Here is a 22,293-nt window from a genome sequence, read left to right on the forward strand (position 1 = left end):
ACTCGCTTTCGGTGACGTACAGGTCGGGTGCGCGTGCGGCGCGTCGAAAAGGGCAGTCGGTCAGGCGAGTTCGAGGCGCCGACCCATGTCCGACATGAACACCCGGTTGGGGTCGATGCGACGACGCGTCGCGATCCAGTCGCCGATCTCCGGGTACATGGCGTGGAAGTTCTCGGCCGAGGTGCGCGAGTCCTTGGCGGTGTAGAGGCGGCCGCCCATCGCCATGACGCGGCGGTCGAGCTCGTTGAGGAACTCGGCGAGGCCGGCCTTGACCGGGAAGTCGAGGCAGACGTTCCAGCCCTTGAACGGGAAGCTCAGCGGCGCCCGGTTGCCCTCGCCGAAGAGTTTGATGACGTTGAGGAAGCTGACATGGCCCGACGCCTGGATGTCCTCGATGAGCGCGGTGAACTCGCCCTCGTTGCCGGTCGGCACGATGAACTGGTACTGGCAGAAACCACCGCCGCGTCCGTAGGCGTTGTTCCAGTCACCGAACACGTCGAGCATGTGGTAGAACTGCGCGAGATTTTTGACCTTGCCCTCACTGGGCGGTCCGATCCGGTAGTACGCCTCGCCGACTGCGGAGAAGCTGAGCTTGTTCGCCAACCCGCGCGGGAAGATGTCGGGGAACCGGACGAGTGGCTTGTTGTTGAACGACAGCGGGTTGTCGCGGTACTTCTCCGGCAGTTCGTCGACGCGGGCGAGATTCCCCCGGGAAAACGTGCCGCGACCGAGCTTCGGCGGCGCGCTGATGGTGTCGAACCAGCCCGAGGCGTATTCGTATCCGTCCTCGAATCCGTCCTGGAGATGCAGGTCGAGGGTCTCCTGCAGCGAGCCGGTGCGCGCGGTGTCGGCGATGAAGTAGGCGCTTTCGGTGCGCTTCATCTGGATCTTGGCGCGCAGCACGATGCCCGTCAGTCCGATGCCGCCGATGGTCGCCCAGAAGAGTTCGCCGTTCGGGTCGTCGGCCGAGCCGCCCGGGGTGAGGGTGAGGATGCGGCCGTCGGCGACGAGCAACTGCATCTCGACGACGTGGTTGCCGAAGCTGCCCTGGCTGTGGTGGTTCTTGCCGTGGATGTCGTGGGCGATCGCGCCGCCCACCGTCACCTGTCGGGTACCCGGGAGCACCGGGACCCACAAGCCGTGGGGGAGCGCCGCCTGCATGAGCGTGTCCAGGGAGACGCCGGCGTCGACGTCGACCGTGGCCGACTCGTCGTCGATCGCGTAAATCCTGGTCAGTGGGGTCATGTCGATCGTGAGGCCGCCACTGTTCTGGCCCGACTCGTTGTACGAGCGGCCCAGTCCGCGGGCGATGACGCCGCGCTTGAGGTAGTCCGGCTTGTCCGCGTTGTCGTCAGCCACGCGGGCCACCGCCTCGGCGATGACCTCTGGGTACGGCGTGGACAGGACGTGACCCTCGATCGGGGTGGTGCGAGACCAGCCCACCAGCTTGCGGGTCGTGATCGGCAGCAACTCTTCAGTAGACATCGCTAGAGAGGTTACCTGGGCGGGGTTCACAGACCGACCGTCATGCCGGGGACGCGGAGTCGTACCCATGACCTCCAAGCGCTCGTCGATGCCATCGAGAAACGCACCATTGACTGATGGCACGATACGTGGTGGCATGCATCACAGACGTACTACCGCGCACGACGAGGAGCCCGGCATGGAAGCGCTCAGAGATGTGACCCGTTCCGACGACGGAATCGACGAGGTGTCGCAGCGCTTGCTGGCATCTGCCGCGCGGTTGTCGCGCAATGCGCTGACCGAGATCGACTGGGATGCGCCGCTCGAGAAGGACAAGTACGGCTGCAGCCCGGAGTGGTCGACTCTGTATGGAACGGCCTACTGGAATGAGATGACCGAGCAGCAGCGGATCGCCCTCACCCGGCACGAGACGGCGTCGATCATGAGCATCGGCATCTGGTTCGAGATGATGCTGCAGGAGATGGTGATCCGCGATCAGTACCTCGGCGACTACCATCGCCCGGAGTTCCAGTTCGCCCTGACCGAGGTCGCCGACGAGTGTCGGCACTCGCTCATGTTCGCCAAGACGTCGCACAAGCTGACCGGGACCAGCTACACGCCGCATCCGCGCCTGGGTCGCTTCGGCAAGTTGTTCATGCGGGTCGCGGGCAGCGAAGTCGCCTACGCCGGAATCCTTGCCGCCGAGGAAGTCCTGGACGTGCTGCAGCGTGGCTGCATGCGTGACGATCGGGTGCTGCCGCTCGTGCGCACCGTCAACGAGATCCACGTCCTCGAGGAATCTCGCCACATGCGTTTCGCGCGAGAGGAGGTGCGCCAGTCCATGGCGGACGCCAGTTGGATTCGGCGACAACTCAGTTCGGTGATCACCGCGATGGCCGTGTCCTACATCCTCGTCAGCCTCGTCCGCCCGAAGGCCTACGCCGACGCCGGTCTGGACCACCGTCGGGCGGTCGGAGAGATGCGCCGCAACCACCATTTCCAGTCAATGGTCCGCTCGGGTTGCGCGCACTTGATGGGCTTCCTCGACGAGGTGGGTCTGCTCACCCGGCCCGCGGCGCGGATCTACCGCAAGGTGCACATGCTCTGACGGGCCGATGCCGAACGTCCCCCGGCGATCACGAATCCTGGTGCGGGGGAGTGATGATCACGGCGTTGACCAGCGAGAGCAGGTCTTCGATGCCGGTGCCGTCGGGCAATTGGTCGGCGAAGTCGGTCTCCAGTGCGGCCAGGCCGTGCGCCATGGCGAAGGTTGCGACGGCGATGAGTTTGCCGGGCACGCCGCCGCCCCAACCGTGGTCGGCGGCGTCGGAGACGGTGCGCGTGTGCAACTCCCATCCGCGCGCCCGTGCCGCGACCAGGTCGGGCGCCTTGTTGTCGACGAGTCGTGAGCCCATCATCAGCGTGACCGTGGCGCGGTTGTCACGCGCGAATCGGACGTAGACCTGCCCCAGCGTGGCGACGGCCTCGCCGAGCGGGGCGTCGTCCGGCAGTTGCTCGAGAGCACGCATGTGTTCGGTGTGGAGGTTGTCGAAACCGCGGACCGCGACCGCCGTGAACAACGCCCGACGATCGGCGAAATGGTGGGCCACCGACTGATGCGTGATACCCACCCGGCGGGCGATCGCACGCAGGCTCGCGTTCTCGGGTCCGGCCTCGTCGAGTTCGGCGACAGCCGCGACGAGCAGAGCTTCTCGGACCTCGGGCGCGGTCCGGCGTCGGATCGGGCAAGCCGGCTTCTGCATGCTCGCGATTATGGATCACGGCGTTCGTGACGTGGCCCGACCTCGCCCTCATGTGCGAGCTGGGCGGCGGGTCGGCCAGGACGTCGGCTTCGGATCTTCATGGTCTGCATTCCGATCTGGGCGGCCAACAGGCGATTGGTTCTGCGACGATGGGTGCCATGGAGCCAGCTCACGCCAGCTCAGTCGACGGCACTCGATGAGAACGACGGTGCTGGGTGTGCCCAGTAGTGCCGGCGCCTACTGCGTGGGTGTAGAACGAGCGCCCGGCGCGTTGCGAGCTGCCGGCCTCGTCGAACAGCTGCGGGCGTCAGGCACGGACGTCGTCGATGCCGGCGATCTGACGACACGGCTGTGGTTTCCCGACCGTGAGCGACCGTTCGCGCAGAACCTCGGCGAAGAGGCGGATGCACTCGTCGAGCTTTCCACCGCTGCGGCGAGCCTGCTCGCAGCTGACCAACGTCTGCTCGTGCTCGGCGGAAGCTGCACAGTCGCCTTCGGACTCTGTGACGCGATGGCACGTGCCGGAGAACGGCCCAGGCTCGTCTACATCGACCGGCATCTGGATCTCAACACCCCCCGCTCGACGACGGAGGGCTCGCTGAGTTGGATGGGGATGGCGCACGCGCTGGGTCTCGAGGGGGCCGCGCCGGAGTTGGTCGATCTGATGTACCGCACACCGTTGTTGCGGCCGTCGGAGCTGGTCTACCTCGGCGTTGATCTGAGTCGAGAGACAACTGATTGGGAACGCGGACAGGCTGCAGAACACAGAATCGCGGTCGTCGATCAGACCGCGCTCTGCGACGACCCCCGTCGTGCGGCCGCCGACGCCCGCCGGATTCTGGCGTCCGGACCGTTCCTGGTGCATCTCGATGTCGACGTACTCGACTTTCTGGACGCGCCGATCGCCGAGAACGTGAACGGCCGAAACAGCGGGCCGACCATCGCGATACTCGGACAGGCACTCGGCGCGCTGCTAGAAGATCCCGACTGCTGGGGAATGTCGATCGGGCAGCTCGACCCGGCGCATGCGTCGGCAGATCGAACCGCGATACCCAGGCTCGTGTCGGTGCTCGTTTCGGCACTGAGCTCCACCTAGCCTCGTGTGGTGACACCCGCTCACTCGTGTCTGTACCGGCTCGATCCGCGGTGAGCTGATCCGGCCGTGTCCCGAGTCACCGACCCATGGAATAGAACTCGTGATTGGGTGCCACCGCCGTCAGGTGTGCGAGTCGGTTCGACGCGGCGAAGAACGCAGTGATCGCCCCGACGTCCCAGATCTCGTCATCGGTGAGCCCCGCTTCCCGGGCGCGGGCCATGTCGCTGTCCGCGAACAGTTCTGGGGTCCTGGTCAGGGCGAGGGTGAGATCGACGATTGCGCGCTGACGCTCATCCAGGACCGCTCCGGCAGGGTTGGTTGCCACGTGATCGGAGAGGTGTGCGTCCTTGGATCGCACGCGCAGGATGGCGCCGTGGGCGACGACGCAATAGATGCAGCGGTTCGCTCCGGACGAGGCGACGACGACCAGCTCGCGTTCGGCTTTCGACAGCGGACCGGGGCCCTCCATCAGGACGTCGTGGTAGTCGAGAAAGGCTCGCAACTCGTTCGGGCGGTGACCCAGTGCGCGAAAGATGTTGGGGACGAAGCCCGACTTCTCCGCAATGGGTTCGATGCGTTCACGGAGGTCAGCCGGTAGGTCGGCGAGTTCGGTCAAGGGGAATCGGCTCGTGGTCATGGCAAGGCCTTCCGTCACAGGGGCGCACCCTGCTCGCTTCGCGAGGAGCCCATGGTCGCGCCTCGCGACGTGACTCACCACCCCCGGAAGAAGGGGTCACGGCCATCACGCATGGAGTTCATGGCGGAGGTCCGCGTCGGATGGCTGTCGAGACAAGACGCGGGCGTTCGGTGGACCTTGCCAACGTGCGATGTCACATATAGAGTCCCTGCCACTGGCAGGCTGAACGCGGCTCGGCAGGCATAAGGCCAGGTCGAGACGCGGATGTCTGATGTCGATGGGGGTCCGATGAAGAAGTCCGTCGCGTACGCAGGCTCGTGGTGGGTCGTTCTGGTGGTCATCGCGGTGATGTCCGTGTCGGCGTTCTACGTCGGCAAGCTGCGCCTGAGTGAGATCCCCGACCGGGCGATCGGCCACTCGCCGGCGGCGCCTGAGGCGGGCGTCGTGCGCGACAAGTCGATCGAGTACGTGGTGACCGGCCCGGCGGGCTCGTCAGCGCGGGTGTCCTACATCGAGCCCGGGGGACGGGTCGTCGACGACAAGGTGTCCGTTCCGTGGCGAGTGATTCTCCGTACGCGGGAACTGACGTCGTCTGTCGGTGTCCTGACCCAATCGTCCGGTCGAGGAGCGCTGTCATGTGCGGTGCGGGTCAACGGATTCGAGCGGGTACGTCAAACGGGGTCGGGCTCCGATGGCAGTACGGTCGCCAATTGTCTGGTCCCGGTGGCGTAGATGAGCGCCGAGGACGGGGAGCGATCGATGACCGCACGTGAGCGGTTCGCTCGACTCAGGCGTGGGCTCGCCGCGGAGGTCCGGCGGCCGGTGCATCGTGAGGTACTGCGCGACAAAGATTCTGCTCGGCCACGTTTCGCACGATTTCTCTACGCGTGTTCGGTACCGGTCATCGTCATCTGGCTTCTCATCGCAGGTGGTCTCAACATCGTTGTACCGCAACTGGAATCGACGGTCACCGAACATGCGCAGTCCTTCCTGCCCGACGAGGCGTCGTCCGTGCAGGCGCTCGTCAAGATGGGTGAGTACTTCGGCGGCGGGGGCAGCAACAACTTCGTCTACGTCCTGATGGAGGGCGACGAACCCCTTGGGCCCGAATCCCGTACGTACTACACCGACCTGTTGGCCGAGTTGACCGCGGACACCGAGCACGTCAACTCTGCGATGGACCTGTGGTCGAACCCCGACCTCGCCCCGGCCGCGCAGAGTGCCGACGGCCACGTCGCCTACGTCCTGGTGAACCTCGCCGGCAACATGGGCACCGCGCTCGCCATGGAATCGACCCAGGCAGCGCGTGACACCATCGCCGCGTCGACGCCGCCACCCGGCATCGACGTGCACGTCACCGGGCCGTCGGCCGTCGTCAACGACGAGATGGTCGCGATCAACGACTCCATCATCCTGCTGGTGTCGGTGTGCGCGTTGCTGGTCGGTGCCGTGTTGCTGCTGGTCTACCGGTCCGTCGTCACCGCGATGGTGCCACTGCTCGGGGTGGGGCTGGCGTTGGCCGTGGCCCGCGCAACGATCTCCTTCCTGGCCGAGAACGAGGTCATCAAGGTCTCGATCTTCGCCGCGGCGCTGTCGGCGGTGATCGTCCTGGGCGCGGGCACCAACTACGGGATCTTCCTGGTGGGCCGATATCAGGAGGCGCGCCGAAAGGGACGTGACCCCGAAGACGCCTACTACGACGCACTGGCCGGCGTACAGCACATCGTCGTGGCGTCGGCGCTGACAGTGGCCGGTGCGATGGCGTGCCTCGCGGCAACGCGTCTGGCGATGTTCAGCACCTCGGGATTACCCTGCACCATAGCCATTCTCATCACCCTCGCGGCTGCGCTCACCCTCGGCCCCGCGGTCCTGGCCCTCGCCACCCGGCTCGGGTTCGTGGAGCCTCGCGAGTCGGCGTCGCCACGCCGCTGGCGCCGGATCGGGACCACGGTCGCCCGCTGGCCCGGCCCGATACTCGCCGCGGCACTCGCTGTTCTCGCCGTCATGATCATCCCGCTCGCGATGTACGCGCCGAGCTACAACGAACGTCGCGCCCAGCCGGCGGACTCGCCGGCGAACGTGGGTTTCGCTGCGGCAGAAAGGCACCTGCCGCCGAACATCATGGCGCCGAGCGTGCTCATCGTCGAATCCGACCATGACATGCGCAATGCGGCGGATCTGATCGCTCTCGCGCAGATGACCGATGCCGTCGCCTCGATCGACGGCGTGAACGCGGTGCAGGGGATCACCCGACCCCTCGGGGAGACCCTCGACCAAGGCACCCTCACCTCGCAGGCGGGGTACATCGGCAACCGCTTCGGACAGATGACATCGCTTCTGCGCGACCGCATCTCCGAACTCGACGCAATCGGTGCAACGGTCGATCGCCTGGACACCGCCATCGACGGCCTCGACACCGCGCTGCAGCAAGGGGCGGCCGGCGCGGGCTCATTGTCCGATGCCACTGCGCAATTGCAACGAACGAGCGAGTCGACACTCACCAAGGTCGACGAACTGTCGGCGGGGATCGCGCCGGTGCGTGGACTCGTCGAATCGGTCCCGCAGTGCCGGGGTGTCGACGCGTGCCGTACCGCGCTTACCGGACTTTCGGTGCTCGATGACGTTCCCGCACTGCGTGATTCCGTGCGGGAACTGGCGAGCGGCACTCGTTCCCTGGGCGATGCGCTGCCCACTGCGGCCGCGCAGATCCCGACGCTGCGCGCGACGGTCACCGAGATCCGCGAGCTGATCGGCCCGCTACGCACGACCCTGGGGGCCCTGCTGCCGCAGATCGGCGAGATCACCGACTTCCTCGACGAGGTCAGCGGGGCGTACTCGGCGGGCAGTCCCGCTTCCGGCGGGTTCTTCCTACCCAGCCAGGCGCTGGAGAGTCCGCTCTTCCAGAGCGGCATCCCCTACTACTTCTCCGACGACGGCAAGGCGACCCGGATGATCGTCACGCCGCAGCGCGAAGGTTTCAGCCGCGACGCGATGGACGTCAGCGCGGAGGTGATCCCGACGTCACTGGCGGCGATCAAGAACACCTCGCTCGCCGGATCGACCGTCAGCATCGGCGGGCCGGGCGGCACGCTGCTGAACATCGAGTCGTTCGCGCACGAGGACTTCATCGCGATTGTCGTCGCCGCGTTCGCCTTCGTGTTCTGCGTCGTCCTCTTCCTGCTGCGCAGTCTGGTCGCCGCGCTCGCGGTGATCGGGACCGTCGGGCTTTCCTATCTGTCCGCGATGGGTGTCTCAGTCTTCCTGTGGCAGGGCCTCATCGGCAATCCACTGCACTGGTCGGTCGCACCCATCGCGTTCACCTTTCTGGTCGCCGTGGGTGCCGACTACAACATGTTGCTGTTCAGTCGTTTTCGTGAGGAGTACGGCGCGGGCGGTGGAACCGGTCTGATCCGCGCGATGGTCGGTACGGGCAGCGTGGTCACCCAGGCCGGCCTCACCTTCGGGATCACGATGCTGGCCATGCTCGCCAGCTACGCCCACAACGTCGCGCAGATCGGCACGACCGTGGCGATCGGACTGCTGATCGACACCCTTCTCGTCCGCACGTTGGTGATGCCGGCGATCGCGCGACTGTCCGGTCGCTGGTTCTGGTGGCCGACGCCGTTCGTGTCGCTACCCGCGCGAAAGGCGGATCGGGCGACGACGACCATCGCCGATGACCGTCCCCTCGCCGAGATGCGCTTGTAGGGCCCCGTCGACGGTTTGGCGCCTGGCTCCGACGGGCACGCGGATATCTCACGACCCCGACGACAGGAGCGCGCAGATGAGTCACAAGCCACCGAAGGACGTCCAGGAGGCTGCCCAGCGCGCGGTGCGATGGATCGACGACGGCAAGGCGGGTAAGGGGTTCACCGACACCGGCCGTCATCGGGCCCATCAGTTGGCCGACGGCAAGGACGTCGACGACGACCAGATCAAGAAGATGCGCAACTACTTCTCTCGTCACGAGGTGGACAAGAACGCGACCGGGTTCAACAACGGCGAGGACGGCTTCCCGACAGCGGGACGTGTGGCCTGGGATGCGTGGGGCGGCGACCCGGGACGCCGGTGGGCGAATGCGCAGAAGATCGATGGGGACTGAACCGGATCGGGTCGATGATCACTGGTCCACCGCCACGTCGAAGCGAAGGATGTCGCGGACCAGAGTGGGGAGGCTGTCCGCACGAGATTTCGTCTTGATCCGTGTGCGGTGCACATCGACGGTCTTGACGCTCATGCCGAGTCTGGTCGCGATCTGCTGGCTGGGAAAGCCTTCGACGACCAAGCTGAGGATCTCCCGTTCACGCGGGGTCAGGATCGCCAGGTTCTCTTCGATCTCTCGCTTCTGCCGGAAGTTGGCGAACCTGTCCACCGCCGCATTCACGCCGCTCTCCACCGCGTCCAGGAGTTGCTGGGGATCGTAGGGCTTCTCCAGGAAGTCGAGCGCACCGGCACGCAGGGTCGTCACCGACAACCGGATGTCTCCGTGTGCCGAGACGAAGATGATCCCCACGTGTGGTGCGATCTCGTTGAGACGTTGCTGCAGCCTGGTGCCGCTCATTTGGGGCATCCGCACATCGAGGATGATGCACGCCGGATGCTCCCCGTCGTAGCGGGCCAGGAAGTCGTCGGCGGACAGGCAGATCTCCGGCGTGATGCCGATGGTCTCGAGGAGCAGCGCCACCGAATCGCAGAGGTCTCGGTCGTCGTCGACCACATAGACCTGCGGTTCTGGCGACTGGCTCGTCGACGGTCCCGGCATGTGTTCATCCTAAAGCGGTCCGGGGACGGTGGCGCGCGCTCAGGTGCGCCGCCGCCACCCGGTGCCGCTGTGGGTCATACCCGCGATCCCGCGTCGCTCGGTTCGTGCGCATCGCGAACCTGTCGGCGGATCGGAGCGGTCTCGGGGAGCACCAGCAGACACAGGAAGGACACCACGAGCAGCGCCGCGAGGTAGTAACCCACGTACTGTCCATTGCCGGTCTCGGCGATGATGCGATTCGCCACCAGCGGCGAGATCCCGCCGCCGAGGACCGCGCCCATGTGGAACGCGAATCCGAGGCCCGACTGGCGCTGCTCCTTGGGGAACAGCTCGGCGTAGAAGGTGTACATGGGTCCGAACAGGAAGCCCGTGGCGATGAAGCCGATGAAGATCGCCGTGTTCACGGCCGTGACGGTGCCGGCGGAGGTGATCTGGAACATGAACAACGCGGAGAAGAAGGACGCGACCGCGCCGAAGATCATGACGGGCTTCCGTCCGATCCGGTCGGACAACCATGCCGCGAACACGTTGACCACCGCGTGTCCGGCGAGGGCGAGCAGGGTGCCCTCGACGATGGGCTGACGTGAAAGCCCGAGGCCTTCCGGCGCGTCGGCGGCGGCGTAGGACAGCATGAAGGTCGCCAGCGCGAAGGTCGAAGCGTTCAGACCGATGTTCACGCCCGCGGCCAGCAGGAGGACACGCCAGCGGCGCCGCAGCACATCCATGAGCGGGACCTTGGGCAACTCGTCGGCCGGCTCGCCCTCGATCTCTTTGAACGCGGGGGTCTCGTCGACGCCCTTGCGTACCCAGATCCCGAACACCAGCACGACGCCGCCGGCGAGGAACGGCAGTCGCCATCCCCAGTCGGTGACCGCGTCGTCGGGCAGGAGTAGGACCAGCGCGAAGGCGAAGTTGGCCAGGATCAGTCCGATCGGCGACCCGATGGCGACGAAGGAGCCGTAGAGGCCTCGACTACGGTCCGGCGCGTGCTCGATGGCGAACACCGCGGCACCCGCGTTCTCACCGCCTCGAGCCAGCCCGTGACACAGGCGCAGCAGGACGAGGAGCAGGGGTGCGAGGATGCCGATCGCCGCGTATGTCGGGAGCAGCCCCATCAGGAGAGTCGATGCGCCCATGAGGCCGAAGGCGAGGAACAGCGACGGGCGGCGGCCGTAACGATCACCGATCCACCCGAACAGAACCGCACCCACCGGGGCCATCAGAAAGCCCAGAGCGAACGTCGCGAGGCTCATGAAAGTGGCGAACCATGCGTCGTCGGTCTGGAAGAAGATGTGCCCGAAGACGAGTGCGGCCGCAGTGCCGTAGATGGCGAAGTCGTAGAATTCCAGCGCTGTCCCGACGCCGGCGGCGAGCCCGACGCGGACTCTGCTGCTCTTGGTGTGGTGGGGGCTTGATGTCCGAGTCTTCATGTAGACCTTTTTCGTGGGGGCTGTGAAGTGCAATCCGTTGCGATCGGGCTGATCGATGAGTTGCATCTGCACAAAAATGCTAGGAACTACGCGAGTCACGGGCCATGAGGGAAGAGTGACAGGACCTAAAGGTTTCCCCTAGCGGCCTGAGTCAATCCCCCGACGGTTGGGTAGTCGGAATCCGAACTGGGAACCGACGGACAGGCGTCTCGCCCAGATCTGACCGCTCTGACGTGTGATGATCCGGTAGCTCAGCGCCAACCCGATGCCATTCCCGTCGGGCTTCGATGTGAACGATTCGGTGAAGGGATCGCGGGTGATCCCACGGCCTCGATCCTCGACGGTGAAGATCCCGGCCTCGTCGGCACTCCGGGTCGAGACGGTGATGGTGCGGACGTCTCGTTCGCTCTCCGCCATTTCGTCTATCGCGTTGAAACACAGGTTCAAGACGACCTGTCCGGTCAATACGCGCTCGCACCACACCGATACCTCGGTCGGTGAGATGTCTGTATTGACGGTGACCGCAGAAGCCTCCGCCCTCAGTCGGACGAAGTACAAGCACTCGTTCACGATGACGTTCAGATCGATTTGTTCCTGCGAGTGTTCGAGGTGCCCGACGAAGCGTCGCATGCTGGCGATCACCGCCGAGGCCCGGTCGACCTGCTTCTGGGCCCCCTGTAGGCCCCGGGTCACCGAGCCCGCAGCGATGTCATCGGCGACATGGCCGTTGGACACCGACGCCAGCGCGGCGGCGATGAAGTTTCTTGCCGCAGTCAGTGGTTGGCCGAGCTCGTGTGCGACGGCCATCGCGAGATCGCCCATGACGTTATAGCGGGCCTGATAGTTCTGCTGCTCCACATCGCGGGTGCGCTGCTGCTCGCGACGAATGCGATCGGAGATGTCGTAGACGGTGAGCAGCAGTTCCTCGTCAGGTCTGCCGGCCACGCGTTCGAGGGTGCCGCCGAGGAACGACGGGCCGCGTTGCAAACCGATTCGGACGGGGATCTCGAACTGCACGGTCGCGATCGGATCCATCGCCGCGACCGCGGCGCTCCACCCCGAGGCGTCATCGTCGGATCGGACACTGACGAACTCCTCGATCCGGTGATCGATGAAGGCGTTGCGCCTGATCCCGAACTGTTCCAGTGCGCGGTCGGTCGCATGAAGGATCGTGCCGTCGTGCGCCAATACGAGGAGACCGGCAGCAGTGTGCCGGCTCAGCGTCTCCACGTAGGTGGCGGTCAGCGACACCTCGTTGGGCTCCGCGTCCAGAGGTCCACGGTTGTCGACTTGGACCAACCAGCGCGCTTGTCCGTCGACGACGACGTCGACCACCGTCGCCTCGACCGAGGGGCCATCCTCGTCGTCGGAGGCGACCGTCGCCGACGACCCGGCCGGCCCGCTCGTCGGCGCGACGTGACGGTGCACCCGAGCGTTGGAGTACTCCGACGCGCTCTCGTTCGCCCAGGCGACACGGCCGGAGCTGGGCTCGGCGAGGAGTACGACTGCTGGCGACGCGCCGAACAAGGCGTCCACTTGGGACGAGTTGAGACGAATGATGCTGTCCACGGGTCGAGGCTAGAGTCGCCGGCAGCGGGACGCCACAGATACGTGGTTCGTCCCCGACGGTGCGCTCGCCACCGACCCGCGGGTTGAGCGAGCGGGTGCGGCGGTTGGCCGCCGAGCACGGCACTGTGCGCTGAGGGAGCCAAAAGTTTGTCCTAGCGCCCCATTACCGCGGCACATCGAGCGCATCCACACCCAGGACCGCCGCCGCGGCGTTGCGGCCCGGGATACCGCTGACCCCGCCGCCGCGTCGAGCGCCCGCGCCGCACAACAACACTCGCGGGTGAGGGGTCTCCACACCCCACCGGCCCACCTCGGATGCGGTCTCGGCCCACGGCCACTGCAGCGGTCGGTGGAAGATGTGACCACCGGGTAGCCCGACGGCACCCTCGAGGTCCTGCGGCGTCTTCGCCTCGATGCACGGCCGCCCGTTCTGATCATGCGCGATGACCGACTGAATCGGTTCCTCCAGAACCGAATTGAGCGATGCGAAGGTCGCGCCGACGGCGTGTTCGACGGCGCCGGGTTCGTCGAACACCTCGGGCGGCATGTGCAGTCCGAACAGGGTCAGCGTGTGTTTGCCCGCCAGTTCCGGTCCGAGGATCGACGGGTCGGTGAGGGTGTGGCAGTAGATCTCGCATGGCGGGACCTCTGGCACCTCACCACGATTCGCTTGCCGCCACGCGTCGTGCAGCTGGGTGGCGGTCTGGTTGATGTGGAAGGTCCCGGCGAACGCCGCAACCGGCGAGACCGACGTGTCGCGGAGTCGGGGTAGCCGGTCGAGCAGCAGGTTGATCTTCAGCTGCGATCCGCGGACGTCGGGCTCGCAGGGGATCGGCGTCCCGTCGAGGAATGTGTTGAACACCTGCGGCGCACAGGCCGCGTACAGCATCGAGCCGCCGAAGGTGTCGCTCGTCGTCTCGACTGTCCCGTCCGCCGGATCGATGCCGGTGATCTCGACACCCGTTCTGATGTCGGCGCCCGCCGAGGTCGCCGCCTGATAGAGCGCACCTGAGACGGCCCCCATTCCGCCGACCGGGACATCCCAGTCCCCGGTTCCGCCGCCGATCACGTGATAGAGGAAGCAGATGTTCTGGCGCAGGGACGGGTCGTCGAGGTCGGCGAAGGTACCGATGAATCCGTCGGTGGCGGCGATGCCGCGCACCAGATCGTCGTCGAAGTACTGGCCCAGGAGTGTGCCCAGCGGCAGCGTGGTGAGCGCCTCCCACAGTTCGGCGGTCGACGTGTCGGTGGTGGACTTGCCTGGGCCGACGACGAGGTCGTGCATGTCGGCGGCGGTCCGCAACGGCTGGGTCATGGTCGGGAAGACGCGGTCGGCGACCACGCCGAGCCGACGGTAGAACGACTGCCATGCGGTGAAACCGATGTCGGAGCCCGTCACGCGGCGGAAGGACGCGGCCGTCCCGTCGTCGTCGAGGTTGTCGACGAGGATGCCGCGCGCCGGATCCGACGGCAGGGGCGTGTAAGACGAATAGCGGCGTCGGATGAGTGTGACGTCGAGGTCAAGGTCGGTGATGATCTGGCGCGGCATCAACGAGACCAGGTACGAATACCGCGACAGGCGCGCGGAGAGACCGGCGAACGGCGTCGCCGACACCGTGGCGCCGCCGACGTGGTCGGCCTTCTCGAGGACGAGCACACGCCGGCCGGCACGAGCGAGGTAGGCGGCGGCCGTGAGGCCGTTGTGTCCCGCGCCCACCACGATGTCGTCGTACGACGCGTCGTCTCCGGTGCTCATCGGTCAAGCGTTCCAGATCGACCGGCGGCGCAGGATGTGGTTGTCGACATATCCTGATGCGGTGGACATCCCCTCGGTCGAGCTCAGCAACGGCACCTCGATCCCCCTGGTGGGGCTCGGCACCTACAACATGCTCGGCCGGCGGCTGTCAGTGCCGTCAGCTCGGCGATCAAGTCCGGTTACCGCCTCCTCGACACCGCGCCCCGGTACAGCAATGAGCTGAGTGTCGGGATGGGGCTGCACGGCACCGGCGTCCCGCGCGAGGAGATCGTCGTGCAGACCAAGCTGAGCGGCGGTGACCAGGGTTTCGACGAGGCGATCAACGCCGCCAAGGAGAGCGCTCGCCGGCTCGGTGTCGCGCATATCGACGTGTACCTCATCCACTGGCCGTGCCCGAGCCTGGGCCGCACCGTCGATTCCTGGAAAGCGTTGCTCACGCTCGCCGACGAGGGATACGTCCGCACACCCGGCGTCTCGAACTTCAAACAGCACCACCTGCAGATGCTCTTCGACGAGACTGGACGCTGGCCGGTTCTGAATCAGATCCAGTGCTCACCGTCGCTGCCGCGAACCGAGTTGCGGGAGTTCATGTCCGACAAGGGTATTCATGCTCAGGCGTGGCATCCGACCGGCCGCAAGGAAGGCCTGCTCGCCGACCCGGTCATCCTCCGGATCGCGCGCAAATACGGCAAGTCGCCGACGCAGATCGCATTGCGTTGGTCGGTGCAGAACGGCATCAGCGTCGTCCCGAAGTCGTCGCACACCGGCCGCCAGGTGGAGAACGCCGACCTGTTCGACTTCGCTCTCGACCCCGCCGACCTGGCCGAACTCGGCACCCTCGACCGCGGTGAGCGCGCCGCCCGTGACTCCGACGTCGACGAGGAGTTCTGACCCCGCCCGTCGACTGGGCGTCCGCTTTCGTTGACCGTGCGTTCTCGGGTCAGCGGATCTTGAAGATGACCATCCGCTGGACGACGAAGTTGATGACCGTCGCCGTGCCTTGGGCGACGACGTACGCCGCGAAGCTGTACAGCAGCGTCTCCTGCCAGGCATGCGACAGAAGCGTGTAGATGCCGACGTTGACGAAGTAGGTCACCACGTAGAGCGCGACGACCGACACGAACCGCGCCATGCTCGGTTCGGCTCGGAACGTCCATCGACGGTTCAGCAGGTACGCGACGGTGGTGCCGAGGATGAACCCCGCGGATTTCGCGGGCCAGAACGGCAGGTCCAGGCCGTATTGCAGGAGGATCGTCAGCCCGAAGTCCAGAAGTCCGGAGAACCCGCCGGTGATGACGAAGCGAACGAGCTGAGTCTTCAGACCGACGTTCGTCGACGCCTCTTCGTCGTCGAGGGGCAGCTCGATCGGCATCGGCGCATGGCGCGTGGCGAAGTCCTCGTGGCTCGGTTCTTCGTCATCGCGGACGTGGTCACCAGGGTCGGGTCGAGACACGCTGACACCCTAGCCGACGACGCCCTGGCAACCGTGCCGACGGGCGTGGCGGGGTTGCGACGCACAGTCGACGGGTCAGGCCCGCTGCGGGACCTCCGGCGGGATGGCCGCGAGGAGTGCGCGGGTGTAGTCGGTCGCGGGGTCGTGGAGGATGGTCGACGCCGGTCCGCTCTCGACGACCTTCCCGTCCTGCATCACCGCGACGGTGTCGCTGATCTGCTCGACGACGGCCAGGTCGTGCGCGATGAACAGGTACGTCAGACCCTTCTGACGCTGGAGTTCGGCGAGCAGGTCGAGGACGCTGGCCTGCACCGACACGTCGAGCGACGCCGTCGACTCGTCCAGGATCAGGACCTCCGGGTCGGACGCCAGCGCGCGGGCGATGCTCACCCGCTGCCGCTGGCCGCCGGACATCTCGTGCGGATAGCGGTCGAGGAAGGACGTGTCGAGGCTGACGTCGGCGAGCAACTCTTCGGCACGACTCCGCGTGCCGTCCCGGCCGTCGGTGAGGCCGTGCGTCCGCAGCGGTTCGGCGATCGACGCCGCTACCGTCATCCGCGGATCGAGCGAGGCGGCCGGGTCCTGGAACACCATGACGACGCGGCGTCGGAGCAGGGCCTCGTCGGCACCGCGCGCCCCGATGGCCTCGACCCTCCGGCCGTCGAGGGTGACGGTCACGCTGCCCCGCACCGTCGTGCCCTGGGCGGACGTGATGAGGCCGGTGATCACGCCGGCCACGGTCGATTTCCCCGATCCCGATTCGCCGACGATCCCGAGCGTCCGGCCACGAGCGACCTGCAGGTCGACCCCGTCGGCGGCGTGCACCACCCGGCGCCCCGACGGGCCGCGGACCACATAGTCGACGCCCAGCCCCGTGACGCGGAGCAGTGGGTCGGCGTCGGTTCGCTTCTGAAGAGGCGACGCGCCATCACGTTCGGTGACCTTGCTCAACAGCGGACGTGAGTCCAGCAGTGTGCGGCTGTACTCGTCCTGCGGGTCGTCGAACAGCGTTGTGACGTCATTGTTCTCGACGATCCGGCCGGATCGCAGCACCATCACCCGGTCGGCGATCCGCCCGATGACGCCGAGGTCGTGGCTGATCCAGACCACCGCCATACCGCGCTCGCGCTGTAGTTTCGCGACGAGGTCGATGATCTGTGCCTGCGTGGTCACGTCGAGTGCGGTGGTGGCCTCGTCGGCGATGAGGAGTTCCGGATCGCAGGCCAACGCGATCGCGATCATGACGCGCTGCCGTTGGCCGCCGGACAACTGATGCGGGTATGCGCGCAAACGGCTTTCGGGGTCGGGCAGGTTCACGTCGCGCAGCAGGGTAAGGGCCCGTTCGCGCGCCTCGCCCCGCGAGAGGCCGAGATGCCGGCGCGGACCCTCGGTCAGTTGTTGTTCGACGGTGAGCAGGGGATTGAGGCTCGACGACGGGTCCTGGAAAACGAAGCCGACTCGCGAACCGTGGAGGGCCCGGAGTTTCGCCGGTGTGGCGCCGACGATTTCGGTGTCGCCGAGGCGGGCCGACCCGCGGACGTAGGCGCTGGGCGCGTCGAAGAGACCGGTGGCCGACAGCACACTGAGCGACTTGCCCGATCCGCTCTCCCCGACGATCCCGAGCGTCTCACCCGGCGCGACCGAGAAACTGATGCCGTGCACGATCTCTCGCGGACCGACACCGACGACGAGGTCCTCCACGCGCAGCACCGATCCGTCGGAGCTGACGTGTTTCGCGGTCGACGGTGTGGTCACCGTCGGCGACTTGCGTTCGTACCCGCGGTTGCGCAGCAGCGTGCGCTGGCGCGGGTCGAGCACATCGCGTACGCCGTCGCCGACGAGGTTGAACGCGAAGACCGTCACGAGGATCGCCAGACCGGGGAACACACCCATCCACCAGGCGGTGGTGATGAACCCCTGTGCGTCGAAGAGCATCCGGCCCCACGACGGGTCCGGCGGCTGGACGCCCAGACCGAGGAACGACAGCGCCGCCTCCGACAGGATCGCGAACGCGAGCGAGATGGAGGTCTGGACGATGACCGGACCCGAGATGTTGGGCAGCACATGCCGCATGAGGATGGCCGGTGTCCCCACCCCCATCGTGCGTGACGCCTGGACGTACTGGGTCTGTCGCACACGCAGGGTGTCGGCGCGCGCCACCCGGGCGAAGATCGGTATGTAGACGACGCCGATCGCGATCATCGCCGAGGTGACTCCCGGTCCCAGGATGGCGACGATGGCCAGCGCGAGCAGCAGTACCGGGAAAGAGAAGACCACATCGACGATCCGCATGAGCGCGGTGTCGAGGACGCCACCGGCGAAACCGGCGACCATACCGAGGATCACGCCGACGGTGAGGGAGATCGCCACTGCGATGACCGCCACGCGCATGCTCACCGACGCGGCGAGCACCACCCGGGAGAAGACGTCGCGACCCAGGTCGTCGGTCCCGAAGAGATGGGACCAACTGGGTGCCTGCAGCGCATTCGGGACGTCGATCTCGTTGGCGCCGTATGGAGCGATGAGCGGACCGAACACCGCGCACACGAGGACGACTGCGATGATGATCAGCCCGATCACCGAGGTGCGGTTGCGTAGCAGCAATCGCCAGGCCGAATCGGTCGACGTTCCGCTGTTGAGCTCGGTGCCGGCCGGTTCGTCGTCGACTCCGGTACCGGGCTCCGGCGGGTCGGGTGAGGTGAGGGTCATGACAGTCGAATCCTGGGATCGATGACGGCGTAGAGGATGTCGACGACGAGGTTGACGACCAGGAAGATCACCGCGATGAGCAGGATCGCACCCTGTAGAACCGGGTAGTCGCGCGCGGCGACCGAGTCGTAGACCAGCAGACCCAGTCCGGGCCAGGCGAACACGACCTCTACGACGATGACACCGCCGAGCAGACCTGCGAACTGGATACCGGAGATGGTCAGCACGGGTACGAGCGCGTTGCGTCCGACGTGATCGAGGAGAACACGCTTGGTGCTCAGCCCTTTCGATTCGGCCGTCGTCACGAACGGTGCGTTCGCCACGTCGAGCACCGACGAGCGCACGTATCGCGTCATGATCGCCCCCGTCACGACCCCGACCGTGATCGCCGGCAGCACGAGGTGTTCGAGCCAACCGAGTGGGTCGTCGGCGAAGGGTTGGTACCCGGCCGATGGTAACCAGCCGAGCGCGGTGGAGAAGAGACCGATCAGCAGGATGCCCATCCAGAAGTCGGGCACGGAGATCCCGAACTGGCTCACCACGCGAATGACGTTGTCGGCCAACCGACCTTCCCGCAGTGCCGCCCAGAAACCGAGAGGGACGGCGATGAGCAATGCGACGACGATCGCCGCGGTCGCGAGTGTGATGGTGGCGGGAAGCCGATCGAAGAGCATCGTCGTGACCGGTTCGCTGTTGCGGAAGCTGACGCCCAGGTCGCCGGTGAAGGCACTGCCGACATAGTTCACCAGCTGTGATGCGAGCGGCTGGTCGAGTCCGGAGGCGCTGCGCAGGGCCTCATACGATTCCGGGGTGTAGCGGGTGCCGAGTGCGATGCGGACGGGATCACCGGGCACGACCTGCATCAGGAAGAACACCGCGACGATCACGCCGAGCAACACCGCGACCGTGTAGAGCAGCCGCACGATGATGAAGCGCGCCAGCGGCGAGTGCAATGCGGTCATCTCAGCTCCTCTCCAGCCGGGCATCGCGGAACCGGATGGCCTTGTCGGGTCGGACGACATATCCCCGGAGCTGCGTCACAAAAGCCTGGGTCGACGACGGGTTGTAGAGGTAGAGGTAGCTCACGTCGTCGGCGATGATGCTCGCGGCGTCGGCGTAGATCCGTTTGCGGGCCTCGACGTCGAGTTCGGTTCGGCCCCGGTCCAACAAGGCGTCGACCTCGGGATTCGAGTACTTCTGTGCGTTGGAGGTGCCCTTGGAATGGTGCTGGGCGTAGTAGAAGTCGTCAGGGTCGATGCTGCCCAGCCAGCCCAGGAGCAGGGCGTCGAAGTCGCCGGCGGCCTGGCGGTCGAGCCATGCGCCGAAGTCGAGTTGTTCGATCCGGACGTCGATCCCGACGTCGGCGAGGTTCGACGCGATCACCTGCGCCGCCGTCACCGTCTCGGGATACTCGGTGGTCACCATCAGGCGCATGTCGAGTCCGCGGATGCCGGCCTGCCGGAGCAGGTCTCTGGCGTTCGCGACGGCGGCGTCGCGGTCGAGTCCGGCGGTATAGCGGTCGTAGGGTGCGAACCAGGGACTGGTCGAGGGGATCGCGAGCTCGTTGGGCGTCGCGGTCCCGTATCCGACGACCTGCGCGATCGAGTCCCGGTCGATCGCATACGCGACCGCCTGGCGGACCCGGGTGTCGTCGAACGGTGGGGCGTCGAAGTTCATCGTGACGTACCAGTAGTCGTTGGCGACCACGGTCCCGACATCGAGTGTGTCGTCGCGGCGCAGGATGCTGAGCTGCTGGGCGGGAATGGCGTCGGTCCAATCGATCTCACCCGACCGTAGTGCGGACACCGCGGTCGTTCCCTGTGAGATGAAGCTGTAGCGCACGCCGTCGACGGCGGGCGCCCCACCCCAGTAGTCGGGATTCGACGCCAACACGATGGATGCGCCCGGCGACCGGGAGACGAACGAGAACGGCCCGGTGCCGATCGGCCTGGTCGTGATCTCACCGGATTCGACGTTGCGGCGGTTGACGATGGCCAGCCCCTTGAACCCGCCGATGCTGGTCAGCAGATTGGGGGTCGGTGCGCTGACGGTGAACCGGACCCGACGGTCGTCGAGGGCGGTGATCGACGCGATGGCCTCGAGTTTGTATGCGTTGGACAGTTCTTCGTCGATGATCCGACGGAAGGAGTATTCGACATCGGCTGCGGTCAGCGGGTCGCCGTTGTGGAACGTGACCCCGTCGCGCAGCGTGAACGTCCATTGCAGGCCGTCGGGGCTCACCTCCCAGCTCTCGGCCAGTGCCGGCCGCATCTGGAGTTGCTCGTCGGGTTCGACGAGGGTGTCGAAGACGTTCTCGAGTACTTCGAAGGTGAAGTAGGAGCTGGACTTCTGCGGGTCGAGCTGGTCGGGTTCACCGGCGATGGCGGCCTTGATGGTGTTGACGGTGTCCGACGACCCGCCACCGCATGCGGCCAGCACGGACGTGCCCAGCAAGGCGGTTCCGGCGACACCGGCGACGCGAAGGAACCCGCGGCGATCGAGAACGTCGGGTCTGCGCGGCGGAAGCTGCTCGCGCACAGATGAATACACCGACCCGCTCGGCGAATCGGTCATCACTGTCCTCCCGCCCGGCGAGTGTTCGCCTCGGAGTCTCACCGCACGTCGGACGCGCCACGGCATGCGTGGGGCGCCCCGCTGTGCAGTGTGCCCCAGCGGTACAGGTGGTGCAACCGTGCCATACCCCAGGGCAGGGCGGAGAATGCCGGGAGGGGCAGGACGATCAGCCGTTGACCTTGGCGATCACGTTGTCGGCGTACCAGTTCAGATGGTCGATCTTGGTCTGCAGCGGCTCGGTGTCGTCGCCCATGACATACGGCAGCCGGAAACCGACGATCACGTCGGTGATCCCCTTGTCTTCCAGCCGCTTACATCCGTCGACGGTGTAGGCGTCCATGGAGATCACGTGGATCTCGAACGGATCGTTGGTCTTTCCCTCGGCCTTGCGGATCTCGTTGATCCGGTCCAGCAGCGTCTCGAGCTCCTCGGGCGGACCGCCACCGTGCATCCAACCGTCGCCGCGGATGACCGCGCGACGCAGCGCGGCGTCGGCGTGACCGCCCACGAGTAGCGGGATCGGTTCGGTGGGCGCGGGGGTCATCTTGATCTTGGGGATGTCGTAGAACTCGCCGTGGAACTCGAAGTACTCGCCGGTGGTCAGGCCGCGGATGATGTCCATGCACTCGTCCATCCGCTTGCCGCGGCGCTTGAAGTCCACGCCCATGAAGTCGTAGTCCTCGGGCCACGGACTCGTGCCGACGCCCATCGCGAAGCGGTTGTTCGTCAGGTACGCCACCGAGCTGGCCTGCTTGGCGACCAGCGCGGGCGGGCGGACCGGCAGCTTCACCACGAACGGGGTGAAGCGGATGGTCGAGGTGACCGCGCCGAGCGCCGCGGCCTGGATGAAGGTCTCGATGAACGCCTTGCCGTCGAGGAACTCGCGATTGCCGTCGGGGGTGTACGGATACTTCGCGTCCGATTCCTCCGGATAGGCCAGCGAGTCGGGAATGGTGAAGCCGGCGTACCCCGCGGCTTCGGCGGCCTGCGCGAGCGGCGCGTAGTACGACGGATCGGTCATGGCCTCGGCATACGTGAACCGCATCATGCTCCTCGGGACGGCAGTGAAACTCCGTCCAC

17 protein-coding genes and 1 pseudogene are annotated in these 22,293 nt (G+C 66.4%); 6 read left to right on the top strand and 12 right to left on the bottom strand.

What is annotated here, in order from left to right:
* Window positions 1-60: 60 nt before the first annotated feature.
* Entirely contained in the window at window positions 61-1,485 is a 1,425-nt protein-coding gene (locus QAD21_RS01480) for an FAD-binding oxidoreductase (protein ID WP_058250950.1), read from the bottom strand.
* A gap of 178 nt (window positions 1,486-1,663) precedes the next feature.
* Here QAD21_RS01480 and QAD21_RS01485 point away from each other — a divergent pair, with 178 nt between their 5' ends.
* A complete protein-coding gene (locus tag QAD21_RS01485) occupies window positions 1,664-2,572 on the top strand; it encodes a diiron oxygenase (RefSeq protein WP_058250951.1) in 909 nt (302 codons plus the stop codon).
* A 28-nt stretch (window positions 2,573-2,600) separates the two neighbouring features.
* Here the strand turns inward: QAD21_RS01485 and QAD21_RS01490 are convergent, their stop codons facing one another.
* A complete protein-coding gene (locus QAD21_RS01490) occupies window positions 2,601-3,227 on the bottom strand; it encodes a TetR/AcrR family transcriptional regulator (RefSeq protein WP_058250952.1) in 627 nt (208 codons plus the stop codon).
* A 196-nt stretch (window positions 3,228-3,423) separates the two neighbouring features.
* Here QAD21_RS01490 and QAD21_RS01495 point away from each other — a divergent pair, with 196 nt between their 5' ends.
* Window positions 3,424-4,323 carry an arginase family protein gene (locus QAD21_RS01495; protein ID WP_058250953.1) on the top strand — a complete coding sequence of 300 codons (900 nt, stop codon included), beginning with the start codon at window positions 3,424-3,426 and terminating at the stop codon, window positions 4,321-4,323.
* 76 nt (window positions 4,324-4,399) lie between these two features.
* Here QAD21_RS01495 and QAD21_RS01500 read toward each other — a convergent pair whose 3' ends face one another.
* The gene (locus QAD21_RS01500) at window positions 4,400-4,960 is read right to left on the bottom strand and encodes a peroxidase-related enzyme (RefSeq protein WP_058250954.1); all 561 of its coding nucleotides are present in this window, start codon (window positions 4,958-4,960) and stop codon (window positions 4,400-4,402) included.
* Between the two features lie 264 nt (window positions 4,961-5,224).
* On the opposite strand from QAD21_RS01500, the gene QAD21_RS01505 reads away from it, so the two are divergent.
* The 3 genes from QAD21_RS01505 to QAD21_RS01515 all read left to right on the top strand — a co-directional run bounded on the left by QAD21_RS01505 (window position 5,225) and on the right by QAD21_RS01515 (window position 9,062).
* Window positions 5,225-5,692 carry an MmpS family transport accessory protein gene (locus QAD21_RS01505; RefSeq protein WP_223259011.1) on the top strand — a complete coding sequence of 156 codons (468 nt, stop codon included), beginning with the start codon at window positions 5,225-5,227 and terminating at the stop codon, window positions 5,690-5,692.
* A gap of 27 nt (window positions 5,693-5,719) precedes the next feature.
* Window positions 5,720-8,668 (top strand): RND family transporter, encoded by a 2,949-nt coding sequence (locus QAD21_RS01510; RefSeq protein WP_223259010.1) that lies wholly within the window; start codon window positions 5,720-5,722, stop codon window positions 8,666-8,668.
* A gap of 76 nt (window positions 8,669-8,744) precedes the next feature.
* Window positions 8,745-9,062, top strand: coding sequence for a hypothetical protein (locus QAD21_RS01515; RefSeq protein WP_058250957.1), 318 nt, complete (start codon window positions 8,745-8,747; stop codon window positions 9,060-9,062).
* An 18-nt stretch (window positions 9,063-9,080) separates the two neighbouring features.
* On the opposite strand, the gene QAD21_RS01520 is transcribed toward QAD21_RS01515, so the two are convergent.
* The 4 genes from QAD21_RS01520 to QAD21_RS01535 all read right to left on the bottom strand — a co-directional run bounded on the left by QAD21_RS01520 (window position 9,081) and on the right by QAD21_RS01535 (window position 14,477).
* Window positions 9,081-9,722: a response regulator gene (locus QAD21_RS01520; RefSeq protein WP_058250958.1), complete on the bottom strand. Its 642-nt coding sequence runs from the start codon at window positions 9,720-9,722 to the stop codon at window positions 9,081-9,083.
* A gap of 74 nt (window positions 9,723-9,796) precedes the next feature.
* Window positions 9,797-11,218, bottom strand: a complete 1,422-nt coding sequence (locus QAD21_RS01525) for an MFS transporter (RefSeq protein ID WP_217491645.1) — start codon at window positions 11,216-11,218, stop codon at window positions 9,797-9,799.
* A gap of 72 nt (window positions 11,219-11,290) precedes the next feature.
* Window positions 11,291-12,721 carry an ATP-binding protein gene (locus QAD21_RS01530; protein WP_058250959.1) on the bottom strand — a complete coding sequence of 477 codons (1,431 nt, stop codon included), beginning with the start codon at window positions 12,719-12,721 and terminating at the stop codon, window positions 11,291-11,293.
* Window positions 12,722-12,884: 163 nt separating this feature from the next.
* Window positions 12,885-14,477, bottom strand: a complete 1,593-nt coding sequence (locus tag QAD21_RS01535) for an NAD(P)/FAD-dependent oxidoreductase (protein ID WP_068972000.1) — start codon at window positions 14,475-14,477, stop codon at window positions 12,885-12,887.
* A 109-nt stretch (window positions 14,478-14,586) separates the two neighbouring features.
* Here QAD21_RS01535 and QAD21_RS01540 point away from each other — a divergent pair.
* Window positions 14,587-15,368, top strand: a pseudogene (locus QAD21_RS01540) (aldo/keto reductase).
* Window positions 15,369-15,417: 49 nt separating this feature from the next.
* On the opposite strand, the gene QAD21_RS01545 reads toward QAD21_RS01540, so the two are convergent.
* From QAD21_RS01545 to QAD21_RS01565, 5 genes are all read right to left on the bottom strand, one after another.
* Complete coding sequence (locus QAD21_RS01545; RefSeq protein WP_083229456.1) at window positions 15,418-15,930, bottom strand: GtrA family protein; 513 nt, start codon at window positions 15,928-15,930, stop codon at window positions 15,418-15,420.
* Window positions 15,931-16,005: 75 nt separating this feature from the next.
* On the bottom strand, window positions 16,006-18,639 hold the full coding sequence (locus QAD21_RS01550) for a dipeptide ABC transporter ATP-binding protein (RefSeq protein ID WP_068971998.1): 2,634 nt from the start codon (window positions 18,637-18,639) through the stop codon (window positions 16,006-16,008).
* Window positions 18,636-19,601: an ABC transporter permease gene (locus QAD21_RS01555; protein WP_068971997.1), complete on the bottom strand. Its 966-nt coding sequence runs from the start codon at window positions 19,599-19,601 to the stop codon at window positions 18,636-18,638. Before QAD21_RS01555 ends, QAD21_RS01550 begins: the two co-directional genes overlap by 4 nt.
* A gap of 1 nt (window position 19,602) precedes the next feature.
* Window positions 19,603-21,213, bottom strand: a complete 1,611-nt coding sequence (locus tag QAD21_RS01560; RefSeq protein ID WP_068971996.1) for an ABC transporter substrate-binding protein — start codon at window positions 21,211-21,213, stop codon at window positions 19,603-19,605.
* 166 nt (window positions 21,214-21,379) lie between these two features.
* Complete coding sequence (locus tag QAD21_RS01565) at window positions 21,380-22,258, bottom strand: TIGR03619 family F420-dependent LLM class oxidoreductase (RefSeq protein WP_068972004.1); 879 nt, start codon at window positions 22,256-22,258, stop codon at window positions 21,380-21,382.
* Between the last annotated feature and the right edge of the window lie 35 nt (window positions 22,259-22,293).

It is taken from the genome of Gordonia sp. SMJS1 (assembly GCF_029866425.1).
Lineage (GTDB): Bacteria > Actinomycetota > Actinomycetes > Mycobacteriales > Mycobacteriaceae > Gordonia > Gordonia hongkongensis.